This is a genomic window from Aphanizomenon flos-aquae FACHB-1287, from assembly GCF_014698755.1.
GTDB lineage: Bacteria > Cyanobacteriota > Cyanobacteriia > Cyanobacteriales > Nostocaceae > Dolichospermum > Dolichospermum flosaquae.
This window is the reverse complement of record NZ_JACJTO010000040.1, coordinates 16277-41159: the sequence shown is the minus strand read 5'-3', so window position 1 is coordinate 41159 and position 24883 is coordinate 16277. Positions and strand designations below refer to the sequence as shown.

The window sequence follows — 24883 nt, the reverse complement described above, 5'->3', positions numbered from 1 at the left end:
CTTGGGAAATGAGTTTATGATCATGGTTAATCAAAATATTTTAATCCTTCGCCCAAAATTTAACATATTTTTGGCTATTTTTATCAGGCTTTTCTTAACATTCAACACTTCTGAGTAACTATCAACCAATTCACATTAGTTATGGACAACAACATAAACGGGATATTTGGACATTTAATAACTTAGGAACACCGACAAAAAAAGGAATTGAAAACTGGATAAACCTAGCAAAACAAACTTAAAAAAACTCTATTCCTCCTCCCTGGGACTCTGCGACTCTGCGTGAGCAACATTATTCTTTTTTTGTCGAGTTCTCAAAGCTGCTTTAAGTGCTTTCAACTTATAAGCATCACCATCCTTGCACCATGATAACTTATAACCATTGATCACAGTACAATTTTCTTGCAAACATTTTTTCCAGCCAGAAACATGACTAATACTGCGCCAATTATCTAAAAGTCCCCTATCTTCTTCTTGACGAGTTAACTTAGCAAATTTCTCATATTGGGGATAGTCGGGAGTAACTAAAGCATCTATTTGGTGCAATATTGGCGGGTCATCTTCGAGATCATAATCTTGATAAGTGACCTGTAGATCTCGTAAATCAATTATCATCACCTTTGATAAAATTGGATGGGGATTAATATCAAAATCAGGATAAAATAAATAAGAAATCTTGGGTGTTTTTAGATGAAATTTAATCACATTTGCTGATTCTAACCGTCCAATAGTGCGACTCGCACAACCTTCATAAAGACGTAATAAAGGGTCAACAGCTTGTAATGCAGAAATGTGAACCCAAAGAGAATTAGGTAATTTTTTCCCGACTTTACTTTCTTGACAACGTTTAATAATTAGTTCTGTATTTCCTAAACTACGTAACATTTGATCAGCATCTAAACAGGCTTGTTTATAACTACTATATAAACCAACTATGTCCTCCTTTACCGCTGGTGCTAATTGTCCTAATTTGGGACGACGGCTAAAATTACATAGTGCTAAATAAACCATGAGATCTTGACGGCGTTTGTCAGCGATCGCTTGCCATTCTTCTGAGTCAGTTGCCTGTATAATGAGATTAAAAGCCCGACGTAAACTCCCAAATTCCTCAGCAATTGCGGCTGCTTGAGGTAATTCTCCCTGAATAGGTAGTCTTCCGCGTTCCGTCATAAAAGTCATCAACGGCGTTAATAATTCCTGATGTTCCTCAAACCGTTTTACACAAATACGTATCCTGGGAGTAGTCGCACGGGAACGGAAACGAGAAGCGCGAAATAACTCCGCGTCAGCTTCATCTTGAAAGACAAAATAAACACCCAAGCCCACGGGAATAGAATCCACTCCTAATACTTGGTCAATGTAAATTTTTAATTCTTCCTGTTCATAATATTTCTGAAATGTGTTACGATTAGTAATAATGCCATCACCATAGGCAATTACACCCCTCTTCATATCGGCTATCAAGACCTGAGCAGCTACCAGCAGCACTTTTTGAGTCAGTTCCCAAGCTTGGATTAAGGCTTCCCGGCGCTCACTTTGGTCTTCAATCACATTAATCACAAAACCAATATTCACAATATCCGCAGCTATCCGCGGTGTATTTGCGGAGTAGTAAGGGTCCCAACCAGAACTTATATAACCCTGGTCAGCAATGCGGGTAACATCTCCACCATGTCCACAACCATAATCAAAAAAGGTAGTTTCTGGACTGAATAAGCCAGATTCTAAGGCTAAACGCACAGGACGAGATAAATCAGGACGAATAATAGCGGCTTTATGACGATCTATTTTTGGGACTGGGCTTGTAGTGGTAGAAACCCTATCCCGTTTAATTAAGCAATGTCCTTGAACTTCCACCCCATAAACTTGTAGTCGTTGTTCCCAACCCAACTTAGTGCCAATTCCTTTAGTATGATTCAGTAATCCTAAGGATACTTGAGCGCGAGTCAAAGCAGCAAACTCTTCATAGAGGGGATATTCTGGGGTAACAAAGGTTTCCTTGCGGTGCAAAATGGGCGGATTTTCCGAATTACTGTAATCCCGATAACCGACTTCTAGAGTTTCTAAGTCAACCTGGATACTAGCTTGTAGAGCCGGATGAGGATCAGTATCAAAATCAGGATAAAATAGATAGGAAATTTTCGGTTTATTAGTGCTAAACTTAACTATAGTTGGCACTTGAACTTTAGGTAAAGCACTCCGGGCACGGCTTTCATATTCTTGAAGCCAAGGATCAAGAGTATGTAATGCTAAAATATGAATGTAAAAAGCATCAGGTAACATTTTGCCAACAGGATTGTTCTGGCAATATTCGGTTATGTTACTCAAATCTATAGGATGAAACATGAAGGTATTTCCGTCAATTACATTTCATTTATTCTCAAATTTAACCATTATCATCTCATTTGCCAAAATTATATAGTGGGGAATAGGCAAGAAGCAAGAGGCCGGAGGCAAAATCGTCTATTTTTTTTATAAGCTTTGTTGAGGAAAGTAAATTTTTGTTATGGCAACCACTAAGTTAATTATGAACTGGAATTGATGATCAAACTTCCTCCACAAAACATTTTTCCTTTTGAATCCTGACTTTTGGCTTAATTCATATAACTTGACATTTCTTGATTTTAAGTAACATATTCCGTTACTTATTAAATTTTTAATAATAGTTATATCTAGTTGTAGATTTGTACAGTCAATTAATATCAGAATTGTGTAATGTAAAAAGAACTAATTTAATGATAAATAGAGGTCTAATGACTCCCACAATCATGCGTCAGTTTTGGTCTATAGTTGAAGATACACATACAGTAACCCTGCTACAGCTTGATGATGCTAGTTTAGTACAGTGGTTGGTTAAACAAATAACTAATCAAGCCTTTTTAGATGCCAGTGAAATTGATTTCCTCTGTGGCTATATTCAATCTCGGCTGAGTCTGATTCGTGATTTAGCTTATGAACGCCAACAATCATAGTTGAGTATCCATGCTACTTATTTAATTAATTACTCGTGGTAAATAACCTTCAACTAAGCAATCATCACCGATAACACGCCAACTTAACCGCTCTAAAGTTAACGCCTCAGTCATATTGGTGAAACCTAAATCCCCTACAGGTGTAGGAGCATGATCACCACCAATAATTTTGGGGGCGATAAATGCCATAATTTTTTGGACTGCCCCTTGAGCGATAGCATTAGCGGCCAAAACCCCTCCACATTCCCATAGCACGCTGCAAAAACCGCGCTCATATAAATGAGTCATTACTGTTTCTGGTGTCAGTGAGCTAAATTCCAGCACTTCCACCCCTTTTTCCCACAGCATTTTCTGAAAAGTCTGTGAACTACCAACTTGAGTTAAAACTAAAGTTGCAGCTTCCTGAGTATCCCATAGCCGAGCTTGTTCTGGTAAATTTAGACTACGACTCATCACCACTCGCAGGGGATTATGAGCCTCCACTTGATGGCTAGTTAAATACGGGTTATCTTTTCTAACTGTATTACCACCAACAATGACAGCATCACAAGCGGCGCGGAGACAGTGTACTTGAGTGCGGGCATCTTTATTTGTTATCCAAGCACTATGACCAGTAGTAGTGGCAATTTTGCCATCTAAAGTCATAGCATATTTCAAAATCCCTAAAGGTCGTTGATAGAGAATACGATGAATAAAACCTTCATTTAATCGCCGACAAGCTGCCTCCTCTACACCAACTACCACTTCTATACCAGCGTCCCGTAACCGTGCAATCCCGCGACCTGCTACTAAGGGATTAGGATCAACCATTCCCACCACCACTTTAGACACACCAGCATTGATTAATCCCTCGGAACAGGGAGGAGTTCGTCCGTAGTGGTTACAAGGTTCAAGATTCACATACACAGTACTTCCCCGCGCTCCTGCTCCTGCGGCTCTAAGTGCAAAAACTTCTGCATGGGGTTCACCAGCACAAGGATGAAACCCCTCTCCTAGAATCTGGCCATTTTGGACTACTACCGCTCCGACTAATGGATTTGGGGAGGTACGCCCCAAGGCAGTGCGAGCTAATTCCAGACAGCGTAGCATTATGAGAGAGTCAAATTCATTTATGTCATTAACTAGAGGCTGTTCTACAATTTGAGAATCTTGGGGTAAAGATGCAGGTGTGGGAGAGAACCCTGGGGAATTATCCATTTGACTTATGAGTTACGAATTAATTTGATTTGCTGCCACCAGCGACTAAGAGGATAATAAACTACAGGTGCCCACAAACTACTGAGAATTGCCGAGGTCAAGGTGGCACGCTGGTAATATGTCCAAATGCTCTCTAGATAACGATTTCCTTCTAAAGATAACTGCACAGCAAAAATGGTGTCTGCCACCGCAACCATTCCAAATACAATTAAAGCAATAGAAATAAAGTCTTCTTGAATAAACCTATGTTTTTGAATTAGTGCTGTTAACATCCCGACTATCCCCAAACTCAAGGCATGAGTCGGATGAGGTGATGTCATTGCATCTTGCAATAGCCCTAAAATTATCCCGGCTAGTATACCGGAAAATACTGAGCGATTGACGCTCCAAGCCACTACCCAAATCAGTAGCCAGTTGGGACTTATGCTTAATAGTTCTAAACCAGGGAACCGAGTTGGTAACATAAGTAAACATAATAGCACTGTTCCCAATATCACCATCCAATCCGTAAATTGATGCCACCAGGGATGCCAAAGCACTAATGGGGGAATTAAAGCATAGGATTTTCGTCGTGGGGAAGTTGCCTTTTTATCTTTGTCACCAGGAAATCCAGGTATCTTCATATTTTGGTGATTTGTGATTGGTTACAAGCATATCTAAGGGTCTATCATTCTCTAATTTTAATGTTTATGAAGCTAATTTGACCACACGCTGATTTATTGTCTGGGACTCCCATTTGATTTTGGCAAAAATCTCGCTGTACCGGAATTTTCTACGATTATCTTGGTCTTATCTGTTACTTTTCTTTTAATTACGTAGCTTTTGCCAAATAATTGCCGATATTTTTGCCAAAAGATACAAATAAATGTGCAAATTTTTGCCAAAATAGAAATATTATTTTCTAGAAATTAACTTAGCAAAAATCAGCATGAATGGAAAAACCATAGAAAGCTCAGGCAAAAGTTTTCTGGTTCTAATTTTGCCGATATCGTTTTTGATTGTTTTCTTGGTCAGTACCTGGAGAGTTTTACTGGTAATCTTATTGCTGTTAATGGCTTTCAATCTTTGGCAGCAATCTCGATGGGAAAAGTGGTGTAACCAAGTTAACCCACTTTTCTATGAGTTAATTCAGGAAAACCAGGGAAAAATTACACCGATGGATTTGGCAATTAAGGGTAATTTTTCGGGAGATGCGGCCAAACGTTATTTAGATGGTAAAGCCAGGGAATTTGGTGCCAGTGTACTAAATTCTGAAAATGAGGATCAATCTTACTACTTTATTAATGCCAGTATTCTCGGCGATATTTTTGATAGTAGTGAATCCTTGGAAGAATTTCCGGCTCAACCAGTTACTAAAGTTGCTCGTTCTTTTTTAGCTGCACCGACCTCAATACCCCAGGAGGAGGCACACCCTGAATCTAAATCTTTGCCGGCAACAAATCATGAGGAAGCTAAAAAACCTCTAGAAGCACAGTTAGTTTTTGGTTCGCTGATTCAATCTGAATTAGCTAAACGGCTAAATGTCTATTCCAGTACGGTTTACAAACGACGCAATGACCCAGATTTTGCTGATTGGTGTCGTAGTCGTGATCCTGATGGTATTGCTTGGTCTTATTCTCGTAGGTCTAAGGAGTTTTTCCCAATTCAGGAATAGGTAAGAAGGAAAAAATTTTTTGGGATTTTAGCTTGGAGTTAATTCCTGATAATCCAGAATCCAGTATAAAATCGAATTACCTATTATTCATCCCTATTGCTTGACTGATGGATGTTAGGCCGTTTTCTTCTAGTTTGGTTAATAAACCAGCAAGGATGCGGCGTACCATCATTGGTCCTTGATAAATCCAGCCTGTATAGGTTTGAATGAGACAAGCCCCCGCTGTAATTTTTTCCCAAGCATCCTCTGCGGTAAATATTCCCCCTACACCAATTATTGGCATTTTTCCATGGGTTTGTGCGTAAATAAAGCGAATTACTTCTGTAGACCGATCTCGCACTGGTTTTCCGCTAATTCCCCCCGCTTCCTCTTGGGGAGATTTACCTGTTTTTTCAATGATTTGGGTTTTTAGTCCTTCTCGGCTAATAGTGGTGTTGGTGGCAATTAACCCGGCAATTTGGTAAGTTTTAGCTAGACTAATAATGTCGGCTATTGCTTCCCATTCTAAATCGGGGGCTATTTTCACAAATATGGGTTTATTAGTGCTATTTTCCTGTTGCAGTACATCTAGTATTTGACTGAGCATAGTAGCATCCTGGAGCGATCGCAATCCTGGAGTGTTGGGAGAGGAAACATTAACTACAAAGTAATCACCTAAATCCTTTAGTAACTGCAAACTCTTTAGATAATCCTGGGCTGCTGATTCTAAAGCTGTTATCTTGGATTTACCTAAATTTATGCCTATAGGTATAGTTATTGGATAATTCAAGTTTTCTTTCCCCTCCCTTAGTCTTGCAGCTATAGCCACAGCACCAGCATTATTAAAACCCATCCGGTTAAGTGCTGCTTGATCCAAAGGTAAACGAAATAACCGTGGGGGAGGATTTCCCGGTTGGGGGTGGTAAGTAACAGTACCCAATTCTGCAAAACCAAATCCAAAATTATGCCACAAAGTAGCACCAACGCCGTCTTTGTCAAATCCAGCAGCTAAACCTAACGGATTAGGAAATTTCATTCCTAGTATAGTTTGTTCTAGTCGTAGATCTTGGAGAGATAAAGATTGGTACAGCAGATGATTTAAACAATTATTAGCCGGATAATAGCTGGTTTTTGCCAACCAATTAAGACTACTAATAGTTTGTTTGTGTAACCACTCTGGGTCAGTTTTCATTAGAGTAAATAAAAAATGACCAACTAATAATTGATAAATGTCCAATTTAAGCGAGGAGTCAATTAACGCATAATTACGTTCATATTATAGCTTTGCGTGAACTGGAAAAGGTTAAAAAATGTTTTAGTTCTTTCAATTCTGATCCCGCAGATGTGATTTATATAAAGACATTATTCAGATTTTCTGATAATATACTAAAGACCTTTATTTTTTATGCATTCTACTTATTTTGCTATGCCCTAGGCTTGCACCACTAAAAATATTAAAGGAATATATGCAGAATCAAGATAGAGGGGCTTGTATACTTATTTGCGGTCATTTTAGGGGAAAGATTTTTCCATCCCCTAGAAATTTAAACCTCCCCAAAATTAAACTAGACACACACTAGACTTAAAGACTCTCTCACCTGTTTAATAGTTAATTCTAACTGAGTAACAATTTCATCACATTGACTCTCTGTAATGATAAAGGGTGGAGAAATTAAAATGTGATCTCCATCTGATCTAATACCAGTACCAAATCTACCTCTGAGGATTAACCCATTTTTAAAACCTTGTTGGACAACTGTTTCCGAAATATGTAGCGATCGCTCAAAAGGTTGATGAGTTTCCCGATTCTTAACAAACTCCAGTCCCAACAATAAACCTTCTCCACGAACATCCCCAATTAGAGGCTCTCTATCAGCCAGTTTTTGCAACTCTTTTTTTAAGTACCTACCCATAACTGCACATTGCTCAATGAGATTATGCTTGAGAATGTATTTTTGCACAGCTAAAGCAGCAGCACAACTGATGGGATGTCCAGAATAGGTTAAAAATGCAGGTAATCCGTTTCTCTTACTCTTTGTAAAAGTCTCATAAACACGCTTGTGCAGAATAACCGCTCCTATAGGGGCATATCCACTACTTAAACCTTTAGTTGCAGTAATAATGTCTGGTATAGCGTTCCAGTGTTGAATCCCAAAATTTTTACCTGTTCGACCAAAACCCGTGATCACTTCCTCAGAGATAAACAAGATGTCATAAAAATCACATATTTCCCGAATTTTTTCATAATAACCCGGTGGTGGTACAATAGCACTGCCAGCCCCACCAATAATAGGTTCAGCTATGAAAGCAGCTATAGTATCTGGTCCTTCCTGTTCAATAGTTCTAGCTAATTCGTTTGCACAAGCTAGTTGGCAACTAGGATAAGTCAAACCATATGGACATTGATAACAGTGTGGTGGTTGAATATGCGGAAAGTTGAGTAAGTCAAAAGGAGGCAAATCACGTCGCACAAAGAGACTACCAGACATGGCTACAGTAGCAATAGTTCTCCCGTGATAACTATGCCAACGCGCAATCATTTTATACTTGCCAGGGTTTCCTCTTTCTCGATGATAATGTTGGGCCATTTGGAAAGCTATTTCATTAGCTGTTGATCCCCCAGTTACAAAAGCTACACGATCCATGTCCTCTGGGGCCATTGCTGCTACCATATCAGCCAAACGTTCCTGGGCCTCACTGGTAAATTGGGCTTTATGAACAAAGCAGAGTTTACGAGCTTGTTCTGCTATAGCATCAGCTACTTCCGCTACACCATGTCCTATGGAAATAACATGAGTACCACCAATGGCATCTAAATACTGTTTACCATCTGAATCATATAAATATATGCCTTGACCATATTCTGCTACTGGATAAGATTTATGCCAACCGGCTGCATAAAAAACGTGTGATTCTGCTTGTTCCATTTTTACTAACCTTGTCAATACCTTTGCTAAAAAAATAGGATGAAAAGAGGGCTGATAAAGTGGAGTTATTGTCTTCTAAAACAAAAACTCAAAAATCATAAACAGCCCAATTTACACATCATAACACTATTGCAGTGCTTCCTACCAGAAATAAATGTAGCAACAATTTGACATACCTCCTCGTCCTTTCATGAGCGAGGATTACTTGACACTCCATTGACCGATGCTACCGAAAATCTGTCCAGTCTGGAGTGTCCGTTTATAGTCTCCCAATACCCTATTGCGACTATACCTAGTTTACTATAAACCCGTCCTAAAAGGACGGGGCTGGTATCCGACTTTTTTCGGTCAGTTTAACTAGATCATTGTGGCCATGTTAGCCATGGCCTGTCATTTACTGGACCAAGAATACGTGATTCCATTAGCCTTGATTTTTCATCAGTCTAGAACCTGTCCGACTTTTCAAACATCCTCTAAGACTATTACAATCAAGAAAGAATATTACTCGCCTAATGCAGTCCAACTTGACCAAATTGAAGTAATTTTGGTATCTGCCCAGGTTTTGTATTCTATATCAAATCCTGTTTCTGTTACATTTGTAGCCACAACATTAATGCGACTATTAGCTTTATTATCCCCATCTATCCCAGTCAGTGAAACAATCACATTGGGAGGAATAACATAGGAATCTTTAAAATCAATATGGCTGGTATACTTCCGCTCTCCAGTTCCTTGATTAAGAGTCCATGTTTGTCCATTTTCATAGGCACCGTAATAGAGATTACCACCTTGAAATCGCAAATAGGGTGAAATCATTTCCCACTCTTGGGCAGCTTGTGCTGGCGGACAAATCATCAAAGTAGCAACACACAAAATTAAAGACAAAAGCCAAGCAATTTTCTTCATTGTTCTTCCCAATATCTATTGTTTTACTAGATAGGTTGTAAATTTTTTTATTTACCACCAAATGCAGTCCAATTCAAAAATACCGACCAAATCTGGCTATCTGCCCAGGTTTTGTAATTGATATCAAATCCTGTTGGAGTAACGTTTGTAGCTGTAGCTGTAATTCGATTATTGGCAGCATTTAATACGTCTAAACCAGAAATTGCTAACACAACAACTGGTTTTTGGGCATAGGCTTCTTTAAAATCAACGTGACTGGTAAATTCACGATTTCCAGTACCAGTTAAAAGATTCCATTTTTCAGGGTTAGCAGAATAACCATTAACTAATGCTCCCCCCTGAACTTTAAATTCCTTAACATTTTGGAGGTTGAGTTCACTAGTTTGAGCTTGAGCTGATGGTGAAATGAAAAATGTTGTCAAACAGAGAATTAGGGACAAAAAGCACAGTATCTTCTTCATTCTTTTCTCCAAACAAAAATTATTGTCTTCAGCAGATTAGCTAAATTTTCTATCAAGCATTATTGCCAAAAGCAGTCCAATTTGACCAAACTGAATAAACTCCGCTATCAGCCCAAGTGCTAAATTCTAAATCGAATCCAGTTAGGGTGATATTAATAGGTTTAACCACAATGCGTTGATTGGCTAGATTATTTGTATCTAATCCAGTTAGAGAAACAGTGACTGTAGGTATATTTTGATAGGGTTCTTCAAAGTAAACATGAGTCACAAATTTCCGTGATCCCGTTCCGGTTGTGAGATTCCAAAGTTTGGGATTAATAACATAACCGTGATATACAGTACCTCCCTGAGATGTAAAAGTTGGTGAACTTAGTTTCCAGATAGGATCGTTTTCATCTAGAACTGGTACAGATACTGGAGATGAGGTTATTACTGGAACTGGAGATACGTCAGCTAGAGCTGATGGAGTCATAAAAAATGTTGCTAAACACAGAAGTAATGACAAAATCCCCGCAATTTTTTTCATGTTTTCTCACCAAAATTTAATCGTTGATGTAATTTTAGAAACTTTGTAGAAATCTGAGAGTAGGTGCAGAAATCATTCTACCCTCAGCAATTTCTACAATGACTTCACTATCTCAATGGGCAGTTTTCTCGGTTTTATCCAACCCACCACAAATCAGGAGATACTTGGTTCACCTGGGATTGAATTAGGGTTGAACGTCTGAATTTTTGTTGAGCTTTATTAGCTTCGTACTGCATTCTACCACCCAATACAGCTTCAGGACTTGTAGGCCAGTATTGTGGCGGTACAAATGAAGTTTTCTGCATTGCTTCTGTATATATCCAATAGGGAGTAGGTACAGTCCCCATTTTGATCATTAATGTTTGTAACTTGGTATGTAACTCTTGTTGTTTGTCAAAATATCTAGCTACACCAACCAGATTGTTATTTTCCTGAGGATCATTTTCTAAATTGTACAGCTCGTACTCAAATCTGTTCCCTAACCTATTAAAGTAAACTGAATACTTCCAGTTATCAGTGCGGACAGTGCGGATGTAAATAGGAGTATATTGAAAACGATCTGGTAAGAAACCATCATCACTAGCGTAATGAATCGAGTCCCGCTCTGTTTCTGAGTCAAAAGACCAGGTAATTTTTGCTTCAGGATCTATAAATAAAGGTGTGAGATCAGATCCTTTAAACGCATACTTGAACATATCATAGACACCAACAATACGCGCTAAAGTTGGTAAGACATCAAGGCTACTAGCTAAAACATTGGTTTCCCGTGGTGTGGGAAATAGTGTGGGATGAGAGAAGACCAAAGGAACGCGCATTACTTCTTCATAAGCAAAGTAATTCTTTTCTCTTTGTCCATGAGCAAGACACATCTCACCATGATCAGAAGTCCTTACGACTAAAGTATTTGCAAGCAAACCCTTCTCATCCATCGCTTCGAGAACTCTATTCATTTGCTCGTCTACGATCTTCTTCAAATAGCCATAGAAGTTCACAAATAGTTGTCGAGATTCTGGAATCTCAGCATTACTCTTTGCTTCTCCAAATACTACTCGTTTGGATTTCTTTTCTAACTCTGCAGCCTCTTGTTTGAGCTTATCAATTTCTGTTTGAGTCAGTCCAGTAGTATTTGCTTTTGCTAGTTTCTCTTTTGCTTCTTTTGCTAGTCTTTTAGAAACATTAGCATCACCAACTCTAGCCCCTTGTCTTCTGATTTCATGGACTTCTGGTTTACTTGATAAATCTTCCTCTACATTTGCAGGTACGGGAAGGTTAAAATGGCGAAACTCTTCCTCGTCATATCCTGCTTCTGGCTCAAAGTGAGGAGCAGAGTGAATATCATGAGGATTAACTAAAGATACAATCAGACAAAAAGGACCGTCTTCAGGATTATATCTCTCAATAAATTCCAGAATACTTTCTGCATCTACTAAAGGTTGTTTACAAGCCTTGGTTTTATCAGCATCTTGAACACAGGCATTTTTATTGCCTTCCAAAAAGCGGATGTCATGTAAGCACAAACCTTTTCCAAATAATTGAGGGTCGATTTTGGTAATACCTGCATCACTAGGATTCCATCCATCAAAGCCGTAAGCTTCTTTCATAAACTTAACGTCTTCATCAGTCCAGGTATTAGTACCATTGACGGGGTGGCTCAAGTGCCACTTGCCTTTCCAGTAAACTTTATATCCAGCAGCTTTAAGCATATGACCCAGGTTAAGCTGGGTAGGACGGAGAACACTTTGAGCGAAACCAACAGGGGTACTAACAGCGCTCACACGGTCATCTGATTTTACATCTCCTAGAGTTTGTAAAACGCCATTTTCTTGGGGATAAGTACTAGTAAGAAAACAAGCTCGACTAGGTGAACAAGCGGCAGAACCAATAAATGCTTTTTTGAAGTTTAAGCCATTTTGTTTTAGACGCTTTAGTGCTGGTAAGTTTTCCTCCTCAAAGCTTTGTGGCCAAGTTTCTGCTACTGCAGCACTATCTTGGTCGTTCAGTAAAATTACAATGTTGGGTTTTGTCGGTAAGCTACCTATTCCAGAGGTCATATTCGGATAACTCCTAATTTGTTGTTTTTTTATTACCCTGGCACTGATGGTATATCAAAAATTTTTATGTGTCAACTCTTTAAAAAAAAATTGACAATATTTGATATAGTCTGTATCATGTTTTTCAGTGCTAAAGAAACTGCTTTTTTGGCAATGTGCTGCTTTTCGCAGCCAAAAGGCACATTTAACTTTCTAGATCCATTGAGCGGGTGCAATCTATGGTTAATCGCAAATTCCCTAAGTGTCATTAGTATAAAAAATACTAAGCATGAGTTATGACAATAACTTGTACCAAAATGGATAAATACAGTCAATATGTCTAAATATACAAATGGACTTTGCTGGGGAATAAATCATTATGTTGCTAATTCAAGACCTGGAATCCTTAAACTCAAAACCGGAAAACGTTATAACGGATGGACTACTTTCCTGCTCATACAAAGATATTAAAAATATCTTTGTACATCTAAAAAATTTCTTTGCCCAGCAGGATGTTAGTACCAAAGATTGTTTAGTTTTGGAGTGTGAAAATTCTTTAACTAGTGCTTTAACATTGTTATATTTATTAGAGGCTGGTTATAGTTTTTTATTAGTTCCTAAGGAAGTTAAAACAGCCTCACCACAAAACTTACAGCAATCTGTTCCCCCATTTTGCCGTTATCGGATTATCCCTGAAAGCCTGACTAATCAAGGGGAAGTAATTAATTGGGAGCAGCCAGAATCTTTTATATTCATTCATGAAAATCCAGAATGGAATAATCACGCTCAAAAAGAGGATGATAAGACCGCAAAACTTTATCTCCGCACATCAGGAAGTACAGGAATTCCTAAGCTTGTAGTTCATTCCCACGCTAAAGTATGGCAAAATGCTTTAAACTGTGGACAAAGACTAAATCTGACTAGTGATGCTAGGGTAGCAATACCAGTACCACTGTATCATATGTATGGTTTAGGTGCAGCTTTTCTCCCCAGTGTGTCCGTAGGAGCTTGTATTGATTTACAAAAGGGAGCTAATTTGTTACGCTATCTGCAAAGAGAGCAAGAATTTAATCCTAATGTAGCTTTTATGACTCCAGTTTTTTGTGAAACTTTACTGAAAGGGCGTAAATCTTCTCGACCATATAACTTCACAGTAGCCGCTGGTGACACCATGAAAGAGGATACTTTTATAAAGTATGAATCTCAGTTTGGTTGCTTGGTAAGACTATACGGTAGTACAGAAATGGGGGTAATGGCAGCAGCTAGTCCAGAAGCACCTTTAGAAGTTCGTATCCAAAAGTTAGGTTTACCTGTGTCAGGTGTACGGATGCGGGTGGAACAAAATCAAGGAGAATTTACCAATGAGAACAATGATGTGGGTGAACTTTGGTGTCAGCATGAATATGGCTTTGAGGCCTATATTGATCGGGATGGAAAACCCATATATGAAAATGTAGATTGTAATTGGTTTTGTACTAAAGATTTGGGTCGGATTAGTTCAGATGGTTATTTAGAAGTTTTAAGCCGCTCTGATCGCAGTGTGAACCGAGATGGTCTTTTGGTGATATTCTCAGATGTAGAAAAGGCAATTCAGACTATTCCGGGTATAGAAGCGGTAGTAGTTGAAGCACAAGGAGACAGTCAACGGGGGAAAGGACTGATTGCATACTGTGTTCTTACTAAAAATAGTCAGTTGTCAGAAAAAGAGATCCGGGCTTCCTGTTTTCAGCTATTACCTAAAAGGGCAATTCCTGAACACATATTGCTTCTGCCGTCTTTGCCTTTATTATCTAATGGTAAAGTAGATCGACAAACGCTTATTGCCATAGGCAACAAAACAGATTTCACAAATTTAGTTAGGAGATAATTACTATGTCTGCTACTGTAGTAGATAAGTTGAAAAAAATTATTGCTGAAGAACTGGATGTCAATCTCCAGGCTGAAGAAATTGATGAAAATTTACCATTATTTGAGGATGGTTTAGGCTTTGATTCTATTGCCACTGTTGAGTTAATATCTTTAATGGAGAATCATTTTTCTATTAGTTTTTCTGATTCTGAGCTAAATCTGGCCTCATTCAGTAATTTACAAGTATTGGCTGAATTTATTGCTAAAAAAATGGAATCTTGACGGATTCAACAAATTTAGCAAACAACAGAATTCTTTGTTGAAGATATTTTGTGATCTAGTTGAATTAAGAACATACGAACGTTTAAAAACCTGCAGAAAAAAGTTATGACTTTAGTTGCTGAACTTAACACCACAGAACTTCATCCCCAGCGTCTCACTTTAACTCCTAACTATCCACCCTTTAAGCAGTGGAAGAAGGAAGCTTTAGACGAAAGATTGAAACCGCAGCCAATCTGCCTTTATGTCCATATTCCTTTTTGTACTCAAAGATGCTCCTTCTGTTACTACAAAACTATTGATTTAAAAGAAAGACCAGAAGTGCAAGGATATGTTGATTATCTTTGCCAAGAAATTAAAATGGCTGCGGAACGTTTCCAACTTAGTAATAGACCAATTCACGCGGTTTATTTCGGTGGGGGAACTCCTACTTTATTAGTAGAGTCACAATTTGTCCAAATCGTCGAAGCTTTAGAGGAAAACTTCAAGTTTTTTGGAGACAAAAAACAATTTTCTGTTGAAGGTGAACCATTGACAATTTCCAAATCTAAGATGGAAGTCTTAGCTCAATTGGGAGTAAATCGTCTGAGCATGGGTGTACAATCTTTTGACGATAAAGTAATTAAATTGAGCGGTAGAGGACACGACGAGAAACAAGCTTACAGAGCTATAGAGATTGCCCAGAAAGCAGGTCAAGGTAAATGGGCAATTAATATTGATTTGTTGAGTGGATTAGCAGGAGAAACTAATGAAACTTGGCGCAATAGCCTAGAATGTGCGATTAATACAGGAGTAGAAAGCATCACTGTTTATAAAATGGAAGCATTTGCGAACACAGAAGTTTATAAACTTGGTGTTCGAGAAGAAGTTGTTCATCTACCATCAGATGAACAAGAAATACAATTTATGCAGTATGCAATGGACAGATTTGCACAAGCTAATTATCAACCTTGGAGCTATTTTACCTATACCAAAAATAATAGCGATCGCAGTGAATATATTGCTAACATTTGGCAGGGAATGGATTTCTATGGTTTAGGAGTTTCGGCCTTTGGTTGTTTAGAAGATTCCATTCTCCAAAACAGTAGCGATACAGATAAATACTCAGCAATGATTGCTGCTGGAGAACTACCACTAGCTCGTGGATACCGCTTCACTGGTTTGGATCTGATGGTGCGGGATGTGTTACTAGGTATGAAACTACTGCGTCTAGATTTGAAAAAGTTTCAAAAAAGACATGGTTTCAGATTAGAATTTCTATGTTCTGACTTATTGACCAAACTCCAAAGAGAAGATTTTATCACCATATCTCAACAACATATAGAATTAACTGCAAAAGGTATTCTCTATGGAGATTATGTAGGACAAACTTTGGCAGATTATATTAAGAGCATGAATTAGGGAGTTTGTTCAACATGATTGTATCTGATGACGTTTCCTACTTACCAAATCGTGATAGTCAACCGACCTGGAAACCTGATGGTTTACAGATATTGACCCCAGCAGAAATTGGCAAACTCACCACCGAAATACTTTCAGAACTAGAAAACTCCCAGATATCTCCTCAGGAGTTACAAAAACTGAGTACAGGTATTCAGGAATTTAGACGCAATTGGGAAAAAGCCTTTTCCCGATTTGGTAACCAATATTCTGGAGAATTGACTTACCGAAATTTAATTCTCAACTTTGAGGAGACAATAAGATTACCACAATTAGAGAGTAGGAACGCCATTAGTACAATTACTTCGATGTTATCAACATCTAAATCTTCTAGTAGACAATTATCTAGTAAGCAATTGTTGTTAGCGAGAAATAAACTTAAAGCTAAACCACAACTGAATAGAAATGCTTGCTATCAAGTTGTAGAAAATCTGGAACTACAAAAAAGTTATCAGCGTCTACTCACATTACCTAAACATTTGCAGGTTTTGCAATTATTTACATCACCCTCAACTTTAGAGGAAATACAACATTGTTTACCTTCAGAATGGGAGACTACAGAAACTCAAATAGCCGACATAGTACAAAAGTTAATTGATTTAGAATTACTCAAAGAAAATTTTCCCCTCCCGAAATTTACCAAACCAATCTTTATTGTCTCTGCCCCAAGAGCAGGTAGTACCCTGTTATTTGAAACTTTAGCTCAGTTTCCTGACTTATGGACAATTGGAGATGAAAGTCATGAAATTATAGAAGGGATTCCCGAACTACATCCAGCAGCACAAAATTTTAGTTCTAACCGCTTGACCCAAGATGATGTGCTACCTCATATACCGACAATTTTAACAGAGCGATTCACCAGACAACTACAAGATAGAGAAGCACAAGGATACCTAAATTTTCCCATTAACGAGCGTCTTCCCATCATTCGATTTCTCGAAAAAACCCCTAAAAATGCGCTGCGAATTCCTTTTTTGAAAACTGTATTTCCAGAAGCATTGTTTGTCTACCTGTATCGAGAACCGCGAGAAAATATCAGTAGTTTGATGGAAGGATGGAGGTCGCAACGTTTTCCCTCATACCAATTTCTTTCTGGTTGGCCTTATCGTCAATGGTGTTTTCTCCTGACTCCTGGATGGGAATCTTTGCAGGAAGCTTCTATAGTAGAAATTGCTGCCCATCAGTGGTATACTGCTAATGCTTATATTTTAGATGATTTAGAAACCCTGCCCCAAAAATCCTGGCATCTAGTCAACTACTATGACCTAATTCAAGATCCGAAAAAAACCATCAGCCAAATCGCTGAATTTGCCCAATTGCGCTGGGATAAACATATCGAAGAAATTTTATCTCAATCTCTGCCTGTAGCTAGAAGAACTTTGTCTGAACCATCACCAGATAAATGGCGCAAAAATGAAAAAGAAATTGAGGCAGTATTACCTGGTTTAGAACCCCTATTGACTCGATTAAAAAACAAGATCTCATAAATGTATAATACCAAGGAAAATTAAACCAGATGCAAACTCAAGAATTGAACGGAATAGAAGCAGATTTAGAAGAATTGTTGACTAACAATCACTTAGAGCCATCAAAACTCAGCACATTTCAAAGAATTATTTTGACAACAGATGGTACGTTAACTGAGATATTAGAATCTTATTTAATGGAAAAAATTCAGATTATTAAATTATCTGAAAAACCTGTATTAACTGCCCAACCGATTCACGCATTAGACCTAAAAACTGGTGATGACGTAATTGAAAGAAAAATCTTACTTCAGGGTAAAATTAGTAGAAGAAATTGGATTTATGCTGAGTCTGTGATTGTTCCATCTAGACTAGATGAAATATTTAGAGAAAGATTACTAAAATCTCAAGAATCAATTGGAAGACTTTGGTTAGAACATCGAGTAGAAACATTTAAAGAAATCATTGATTCAGCTAGAGAAAGAGCAGGGGATTTATCAAATTACTTCAAGATTAAAAAAGAAGATAAAATACTGTCTCGGACTTATCGAGTATTTTCTAATCGTCAGCCTATAATGATTATTACAGAAAAATTTCCCGAAAGCTATTTTGTCTAAAAATTAGGAATAGGAAAATCCTGCATAATTGAAACCATAATTTTATGCTCATATCTTACGAACATCAATTCATTTTCTTTCATGTTACGAAAGCGGCTGGCACAAGTATTAGAGATGCTCTTAAAGACTATGCAAAAGAACCAGAAAAATTTAAAATTAATCGACCACAGGAGAAATTAGGGGATAGTATTAACCCCCTATATGAAATGTGGAAATCTTCTCTGTGGCACGCGAAAGCAAAAGATGCAAAAAAAGAACTACCTGTGGAAATATATAACAATTTCTATAAGTTTGCTTTTGTAAGAAATCCTTGGGATTGGCAAGTATCCTATTATCATTTTATTCTCAAAGAAGAAACCCATATTAGACATCAACTTGTAAAATCAATGACAGGGTTTGAGGAATATCTAGAGTGGGTAATCAAGACAAAAAATCCATTTCCTAAAGGAGCGACTAAGTTACAAAAAGAGATTATCACTGATGTCGATGGTAAATTGATTGTTGACTTTATTGGTAGATATGAAAATTTAGAGCAGGACTTCCAATATATTTGTCAGACTCTCAATATCAAAGCCTCTTTACCCTATTTGAATAATTCAGTACATCGAGATTATAGATTATATTATACCGAGTCAACTAAAAAAATAGTTGAAGAATATTTTCAAGAGGATATTGAGTTATTTGGTTATACATTTGATGGATATGATTCCGACTCCAAACAAAACTTGTTTAACCACAAAACACCTTTAGCTATATAGCATTGCTACTCCTTACTTTGTGTCTACACAAATATGTTCCCAAAAAATCATAGAAATAAATTATGACAACAATAATCCCGTTAGAAAACAAATCCATAGTCAATAATCAACAAGAACACAGAACACTAAGCGATTTAATTGTAGAATACTTAGAATTGCTCGGCATAGAATATGTGTTTGGTATACCAGGTGGTCATAATAGTCCTTTATATGAGGCCTTAGCACGCTCCGAAAAAAGAGGAGGTCCACGGGCTATTTTGACTAGTCATGAAACTGGAGCAGCTTTTATGGCTGACGGTTATGCTCGTGAGACTGGTAAAATTGGTGTGTGCTGTGCGACAACAGGACCAGGGACAACAAATTTAATTACAGGAATAGCGTCTGCCTATGCGGAATGTACTCCTTTATTAGTGATTACAGCACAAACGATTTTATCACATTTTGGCTGGGGAGCGTTTCAAGAATCTTCTCCTGACACTATAGATACTGTAGCTATGCTAAAGCATTGTACCCGCTACAATAGTTTAGTTACTCATGCTAATCAACTAGAGAGAAAATTATTTACCGCACTAAAAACGGCTTTCGGTTCACCTAAAGGACCTGTTCATTTGAGTATTCCTGTAGATATTTCCCGTCTTCCGGCTCCAGAACCTACTACCTATCCCAACTTATCTGAACTAATTACCCAACCCACATCATTTCTAAATTTACCAGCATTAGAAAATCTTTGGCAAACTCTATATAAGGTATTAATTCAAGGACGTAAAGTTGTTTTATTAGTTGGTAAAGACTGTGGGGGAGGAGTAACGGAGATCATTAGATTTGCTGAATTAATTAATGCATTAATTCTGACTACTCAAAGTGGTAAATCTTGTATAGATCCTTATCATCCCTTAGCTAGAGGGGTATTTGGATTTGCTGGGCATAAAACAGCACGTCAAGCTTTAACTGATGAATCAGTTGATTTAATATTAGCAGTTGGTGCTACTTTGGGGCAATGGGAAACATCGGTATGGGATAAGGCAATACTAAATAATAAATTGGTACATATTCACAATTCAGATATTTATTTTGCCCGTTCTTCTATGGCACAATTGCAAATTCAAGGGGATATTAAGACCATATTTAAGGAATTAATATCCCGACTGGAAACTATGCAAAGTAACGGGAAATTAGATTTGAATTCAAAACTATTATTTCCTCACCGCAATCATGATCAAAAACTCCAAGACTATCCTAGCCAAATTGAAGTTTTAGAACCAGAAAGTTATCAAAACACAGATACAAAAGTCTGTGTTAAACCACAACAGTTAATTAGTGCATTATTGAGAAATCTTCCTCCAGAAACTCGGTTTCAAGTTGATATTGGTAACTGGTTATCTTGGAGCATTCATTATTTATTTCCACCATGTCCAGAAAATTATCGTTTAGCTATCGAAACAGCAGCAATGGGTTGGGGAATTGGTAGTGCAGTTGGTACAGCTTTAGGAGTCAAAAACACACCAGTTGTTTGTCTTACTGGTGATGGTTGCTTTTTAATGCATGGAAATGAACTAGCTGTTGCGGTTGTAGAAAAGTTGCCAATAATATTTGTGATTTTAAATGATAAATGTTATGGAATGGTGAAACATCGCCATCGACAGACAGGAAAAGAACCTCTAGAATTTACTTTACCAACAGTAGATTTTAGTTTAATGGCTAAAGCTATGGGAGCAAATAGTTATATTATCCGTCATGCTCAAGATTTAGAAAAGTTGAATTTCGAGGCAATTTATAGTTACCCTGGTCCAACAGTATTGGATGTGCATATTGATTCTGAGGAAATACCTCCGATGGGTATGTATTAGTTAATAATGTTAATTTCTGGGGAAGTTTATCTAATCTTCCCTCTCCCCTATTCCCTACTCCTTCTTTTCTCCCTATGTCATTTCCTACCTATCGAGTCTTAATTAACTCATTACCTAAAAGTGGTACTCATTTATTAGCTAAAGCTATAGAAATCTTGGGTTATCAAGAGCATTTTGATCATGAAAATCATGATTCTAGCCCTATACCTTGGTTTTTAAATTATCGAGAGGTGAGAAAAAAATTAAGCGATGAAGAAAAACTAACCAGCACAGAATACAGTAACGAAAAAATTAGTATTGGTGCATTAACACCTTGTTATGTCAATGTAGCTACCTTGCGGAATTGGTTAGATAACATACCAGAAAAAAAATATATTTTGGGACATATTCCCTGGACTCCAGTTTTAAGTTCTGTCTTATCCGAAATCAAATATCATCATTTATTTATCATTCGAGATCCTCGCGCAGTAGTTGCTTCTTCAATTCCATTTATTTTGGATACAGGAAAAATGCCATCTTCGCATTTTTTAGAGGATGATTTGCAAATTATGTCTTCAATAGAGCGATTAAAATTTGTTTTAGAAGGAGGATATGCCCCAAAAGCTGGGCTAAAAATCAATAATTTTGCAGCAGTTTATCGTTCAATGTTAGCTTGGAAAAATGAACCAAACTGTTTATTTACAAATTTTGAAGATTTGGTTGGTGAGCAAGGTGGAGGAACTTTTGAAAAGCAAATTAATGTTGTCAAAAAGATTGCTGATTATTTGAAAATTCCTTTTGATGAGAATATTTATTCTCAATTAACAGAAATTTATAGTCCTGCGGCCAGAACTTTTAGAACTGGCAAAATTGATAAGTGGAAGGATTCATTAGATGCTGAAAGTATTGAATACTTGGTTGAATACTGCAAACCACTTTGCCAAGAAGCTGGATACGACATTTAAGTACAATACAGTTATAAAAAAATATGATCAATTCTACTATTGAAAGCTTGAACTTACAAGCAGAGGCTGTTTTAAATCCCTCCATTCAATTTAATAATCCCTTATCTAAAAATTTAAAAGCTCCTAAATCTATCTTTTTGACAGGAGCAACAGGTTTTCTTGGTGCTTATTTACTAGAGGAACTTCTCCAGAAAACAACAGCAGATATTTATTGTCTAATTCGTAGTAGTGATGTTGTATCGGGACAAAACCGAATTAAAAAGCATTTACAACTTTATTCCCTTTGGCAAGAAAAGCTAAGTTCCCGAATTATTCCTGTAGTTGGAGATTTAGCTCAACCTCTATTTGGTCTGACAAAAGAACATTTTCATGAATTAGCCAATCAAATTGATATTATTTATCACAATGGGGCTTGGGTTAATTCTGCTTGTCCTTACTCAACTTTAAAACCTACTAATGTTTTAGGTACTCAAGAAGTACTTTACTTAGCTAGTCTTTCACAAACTAAACCAGTCCATTTTATTTCCACGGTAGGCATTTTTTTCAATTCTGCATTTAATCCACTTCAACCAGTAAAAGAAGCAGATATACCTGAATTATTGACTCTGACAGGGGGTTATAGACAAAGTAAATGGGTAGCAGAACAGTTAGTAATGACAGCGCAATTAAGAGGATTACCTGCTTGTATTTATAGACCTTCAAGAATCATGGGACATAGCCAAACTGGAATTAATAGTAACTTCCAAGATGCTTTATGTATTTTGCTGAAAGGATGTATTAATTTAAAGAAGTTCCCCATAATTGAAACAGATCTAAATTTGGTTCCAGTTGATTATGTAAGTCAATCTGTTGTTCATTTATCCCTGTTAGATAAATATTCAAATCAGACATTTCATTTAACAAATTCTCAGCAAATTAATTGGCATGATTGGTTTGATGTTATTGACTCTTTTGGTTATCCTTTGCAGAAAGTTAGTTATGATGATTTTTTAGTGACAATTAGGGATTACGCTACTAAATATCCCCATGATAATCTTTATTCCTCCTTATTATTGCTGTTGGATTCTTCAGACACATTTCTCACGAAAAAGAAACCAGAGTTTGATACACATTATACTTTAGCAGGATTAGCAGGGACATCAATTATTTGCCCTCTGGTAGATAAAAAATTAATTACTATTTACCTGAAGTATTTTCATAACAGTGGTTATTTTCCCACTTTGCCAGAAAAATCTGTAAACAGTACCAAAACTCCTGCTTTTTGGAAAGCAATTACAACTAGTATTAAGTCAAAAAATCAAGCTTTTGCAATTCAACCCGTTCCTCGCAATCAAAATTTACCTCTGTCCTTTGCACAAGAAAGACTGTGGTTAATTGATAGATTAGACCCTGGGAATCCTGTTCATAATCTACGTGCAGTTTTTCGTCTCCAAGGTTTACTCAATATAACTGCTTTAGAACAAAGTTGGATAGAAATAATTAGACGACATGAAATCCTCCGCACTACATTTAATTTAGTGAATGGACAACCTGTGCAGGTCATTACCAATAATCCCACCTTTGAGTTACAAATAATCAATCTGCAAGAACTTTCATCTTCAGAACAGGAAAGTGAAATTCGACGACTGGCAATTGTATTAGCACAAGAACCTTTCAACCTGATTGAGGGTCCATTATTGCGGGTCAAACTGTTGTGTTTATCAGCAGAAGAAAACTTAATTTTGCGAATAACTCATCATATTGTAACTGATATTTGGTCAGACACTGTATTGATGCGAGAATTAGCAACTTTATACACAGCTTTTTGTACTGGAAAACCCTCACCTCTTTCGGAATTACCTATTCAGTATGTAGACTTTGCTCAATCACAACGACAATGGTTGCAAGGTGAAGTCCTGGAAGCTCAAATTAACTATTGGAAACAACAATTAAGTGGTGATATTTCTCCACTGCAATTACCTACTGATTTTTCATCCTCTCAAATATCTAGCTATCGAGGAGCATTTCAATCACTAGCATTATCACAAGAATTAACTGAAAATCTGAAAACTTTAAGTCACAAAGCAGGAGTTTCTCTATTTGTAACTTTATTAGCAGGATTTCAGATGTTACTTTATCAATATTCAGGACAAGAAGATATTATCCTCTCTTCACCGATTGCTGGTCGTCAGCAAAATGAAACCAAAAAACTAATAGGCTACTTTAGTAATCTAGTGCTTTTGCGTACTAATCTTGGACAAAATCCCAGTTTTTTGGAATTACTCAGTCGGGTCAGTCGAGTTACTTTAGAAGCACAAGAATTTCAACATTTATCTTTTCAACAGTTAGAAACATCTGTAAATATATCTAGTAATATATTCAGTCGAGTTATGTTTACCTTACAAAATGTTCTCAGTTTACCTGAAAAACTAGGAGAAGTAAACATAAACTTAGTGGAGATGAATGAAGGAATCTCTAATTTTGATTTATCCCTTTCTATGAAAGAGAAACAGCAGCAGCTAATTGCAATAATTCGCTACAAAACAGACCTGTTCCAAGAATCTACAATCTTAGAAATACTCCAGAATTTTCAAATTTTGCTAACAGATATTATCGCTGATCCAGAACGAAAATTATTAGACTTACCCTTATTAAGGTCAGTCAAAACTAATATACCTGTTCACCAACCCGAAATAGCTTATATAGCTCCTACTAACCAAATTGAAGAAACTATTGCAGCTATTTGGCAAGGGGTGCTCGGTGTAGAAAAAATTGGTATCCATACCAATTTCTTTGACTTAGGAGGTCGCTCTTTAGCCATGATTCGGATTTGTCAGCAAATACAACAAATCTGCGTTCGGGAATTAGGTAGTGAATCTCATAGTCAAATTTCAGTAGGTGAGTTGTTTCAACACCCCACAATCAGTGGCATGGCACAGGTATTATATAAAACGAGAAAGGAGGTAGGAAGTAGAGATTAGGGGAAATATATGGAGTTTTAAGCACCAATGCTAATAAAACTTAAATATCAGTCTTGTACTAAGTTTTGATTC

20 protein-coding genes are annotated in these 24883 nt (G+C 37.2%); 11 read left to right on the top strand and 9 right to left on the bottom strand.

Translation table 11 applies throughout. The annotated features are described in order from the left end of the window. Positions 1-249 precede the first annotated feature (249 nt). A complete protein-coding gene (locus tag H6G44_RS16480; protein WP_190387622.1) occupies positions 250-2346 on the bottom strand; it encodes a DNA phosphorothioation-associated putative methyltransferase in 2097 nt (698 codons plus the stop codon). 407 nt (positions 2347-2753) lie between these two features. Between H6G44_RS16480 and H6G44_RS16475 the strand changes: the two genes are divergently transcribed. Next, positions 2754-2972, top strand: a complete 219-nt coding sequence (locus H6G44_RS16475) for a hypothetical protein (protein WP_190387621.1) — start codon at positions 2754-2756, stop codon at positions 2970-2972. Between the two features lie 21 nt (positions 2973-2993). On the opposite strand, the gene ribD is transcribed toward H6G44_RS16475, so the two are convergent. Next, positions 2994-4169: a bifunctional diaminohydroxyphosphoribosylaminopyrimidine deaminase/5-amino-6-(5-phosphoribosylamino)uracil reductase RibD gene (ribD, locus tag H6G44_RS16470; protein WP_190387620.1), complete on the bottom strand. Its 1176-nt coding sequence runs from the start codon at positions 4167-4169 to the stop codon at positions 2994-2996. A 5-nt stretch (positions 4170-4174) separates the two neighbouring features. After that, complete coding sequence (mreD, locus tag H6G44_RS16465) at positions 4175-4792, bottom strand: rod shape-determining protein MreD (RefSeq protein ID WP_190387619.1); 618 nt, start codon at positions 4790-4792, stop codon at positions 4175-4177. A gap of 305 nt (positions 4793-5097) precedes the next feature. Here mreD and H6G44_RS16460 point away from each other — a divergent pair, with 305 nt between their 5' ends. After that, positions 5098-5823, top strand: coding sequence for a hypothetical protein (locus tag H6G44_RS16460; protein WP_190387618.1), 726 nt, complete (start codon positions 5098-5100; stop codon positions 5821-5823). A 76-nt stretch (positions 5824-5899) separates the two neighbouring features. Here the strand turns inward: H6G44_RS16460 and H6G44_RS16455 are convergent, their stop codons facing one another. The 6 genes from H6G44_RS16455 to H6G44_RS16430 all read right to left on the bottom strand — a co-directional run bounded on the left by H6G44_RS16455 (position 5900) and on the right by H6G44_RS16430 (position 12673). Continuing rightward, entirely contained in the window at positions 5900-7039 is a 1140-nt protein-coding gene (locus H6G44_RS16455; protein WP_190387617.1) for a quinone-dependent dihydroorotate dehydrogenase, read from the bottom strand. 328 nt (positions 7040-7367) lie between these two features. Continuing rightward, entirely contained in the window at positions 7368-8729 is a 1362-nt protein-coding gene (locus H6G44_RS16450; RefSeq protein ID WP_190387616.1) for an aminotransferase family protein, read from the bottom strand. A gap of 501 nt (positions 8730-9230) precedes the next feature. Beyond that, positions 9231-9635 carry an H-type lectin domain-containing protein gene (locus H6G44_RS16445; RefSeq protein WP_190387615.1) on the bottom strand — a complete coding sequence of 135 codons (405 nt, stop codon included), beginning with the start codon at positions 9633-9635 and terminating at the stop codon, positions 9231-9233. Positions 9636-9682: 47 nt separating this feature from the next. Next, positions 9683-10096, bottom strand: a complete 414-nt coding sequence (locus H6G44_RS16440) for an H-type lectin domain-containing protein (protein ID WP_190387614.1) — start codon at positions 10094-10096, stop codon at positions 9683-9685. Between the two features lie 52 nt (positions 10097-10148). After that, complete coding sequence (locus H6G44_RS16435; protein ID WP_190387613.1) at positions 10149-10568, bottom strand: H-type lectin domain-containing protein; 420 nt, start codon at positions 10566-10568, stop codon at positions 10149-10151. Positions 10569-10756: 188 nt separating this feature from the next. Then, on the bottom strand, positions 10757-12673 hold the full coding sequence (locus H6G44_RS16430) for a sulfatase-like hydrolase/transferase (RefSeq protein ID WP_190387612.1): 1917 nt from the start codon (positions 12671-12673) through the stop codon (positions 10757-10759). 358 nt (positions 12674-13031) lie between these two features. On the opposite strand from H6G44_RS16430, the gene H6G44_RS16425 reads away from it, so the two are divergent. The 9 genes from H6G44_RS16425 to H6G44_RS16385 all read left to right on the top strand — a co-directional run bounded on the left by H6G44_RS16425 (position 13032) and on the right by H6G44_RS16385 (position 24811). Further along, on the top strand, positions 13032-14519 hold the full coding sequence (locus H6G44_RS16425; RefSeq protein WP_190387611.1) for an AMP-binding protein: 1488 nt from the start codon (positions 13032-13034) through the stop codon (positions 14517-14519). Positions 14520-14524: 5 nt separating this feature from the next. Continuing rightward, positions 14525-14782 (top strand): acyl carrier protein, encoded by a 258-nt coding sequence (locus H6G44_RS16420; protein ID WP_190387610.1) that lies wholly within the window; start codon positions 14525-14527, stop codon positions 14780-14782. Positions 14783-14887: 105 nt separating this feature from the next. Beyond that, on the top strand, positions 14888-16180 hold the full coding sequence (locus tag H6G44_RS16415) for a coproporphyrinogen-III oxidase family protein (RefSeq protein ID WP_190387609.1): 1293 nt from the start codon (positions 14888-14890) through the stop codon (positions 16178-16180). A 14-nt stretch (positions 16181-16194) separates the two neighbouring features. Continuing rightward, the gene (locus H6G44_RS16410) at positions 16195-17706 is read left to right on the top strand and encodes a sulfotransferase family protein (RefSeq protein WP_199291857.1); all 1512 of its coding nucleotides are present in this window, start codon (positions 16195-16197) and stop codon (positions 17704-17706) included. Positions 17707-17735: 29 nt separating this feature from the next. Next, positions 17736-18302 carry a chorismate--pyruvate lyase family protein gene (locus H6G44_RS16405; RefSeq protein ID WP_190387608.1) on the top strand — a complete coding sequence of 189 codons (567 nt, stop codon included), beginning with the start codon at positions 17736-17738 and terminating at the stop codon, positions 18300-18302. 44 nt (positions 18303-18346) lie between these two features. Further along, positions 18347-19060 carry a sulfotransferase family 2 domain-containing protein gene (locus H6G44_RS16400; protein WP_190387607.1) on the top strand — a complete coding sequence of 238 codons (714 nt, stop codon included), beginning with the start codon at positions 18347-18349 and terminating at the stop codon, positions 19058-19060. 62 nt (positions 19061-19122) lie between these two features. Next, positions 19123-20907 carry a thiamine pyrophosphate-binding protein gene (locus H6G44_RS16395; RefSeq protein WP_190387606.1) on the top strand — a complete coding sequence of 595 codons (1785 nt, stop codon included), beginning with the start codon at positions 19123-19125 and terminating at the stop codon, positions 20905-20907. Positions 20908-20981: 74 nt separating this feature from the next. Further along, positions 20982-21851 carry a sulfotransferase domain-containing protein gene (locus tag H6G44_RS16390; RefSeq protein ID WP_190387605.1) on the top strand — a complete coding sequence of 290 codons (870 nt, stop codon included), beginning with the start codon at positions 20982-20984 and terminating at the stop codon, positions 21849-21851. Positions 21852-21874: 23 nt separating this feature from the next. Beyond that, the gene (locus H6G44_RS16385; protein WP_190387604.1) at positions 21875-24811 is read left to right on the top strand and encodes a thioester reductase domain-containing protein; all 2937 of its coding nucleotides are present in this window, start codon (positions 21875-21877) and stop codon (positions 24809-24811) included. Positions 24812-24883 lie beyond the last annotated feature (72 nt).